The 385-nt window shown below is 58.7% G+C and carries 1 protein-coding gene; it reads right to left on the reverse strand.

Going from position 1 to position 385, the window contains the following annotated elements; translation table 11 throughout:
- The coding region (locus tag BN2475_RS35575) for a hypothetical protein (protein WP_245841358.1) at positions 1–385 on the reverse strand (385 nt) is incomplete at both ends.

The following is a 385-nucleotide window of genomic DNA, read 5'->3' on the forward strand; positions in this document are numbered from 1 at the left end:
GCCAAATAACGGTCCAGCGTATCACGTTCCGTGAAAGCCATTTGAACGAGCAGCAGATAGGGGTCACCGTCAGTGGCCAGCAGGTGGTGAAACAGGATGCCGTCCTGTAAGGGAGAGAGGGCATAGATGTCTTGTATCGTAGAGGCCCCCCCCGGTACATTGGCCACAATACGATCGATTTCGTCCTGAGAGAGATCGATTAGCGGCAGCAGGTCGGGCGTGATGGTCTGGCAATCCGGCGCAATCTGATTAGGTGGCACCGGCACTTCGCGACGCTGGCCCAGGACGCGAGCCAGTGCGGACAGCACCGGGGTCTGGAACAGGTCACGTACAGCCAGACTCAGGTCCAGACGGCGCAGCCGTTCGATCATTTGAACAGCGAGCA

Source organism: Paraburkholderia ribeironis (genome assembly GCF_900019265.1).
Lineage (GTDB): Bacteria > Pseudomonadota > Gammaproteobacteria > Burkholderiales > Burkholderiaceae > Paraburkholderia > Paraburkholderia ribeironis.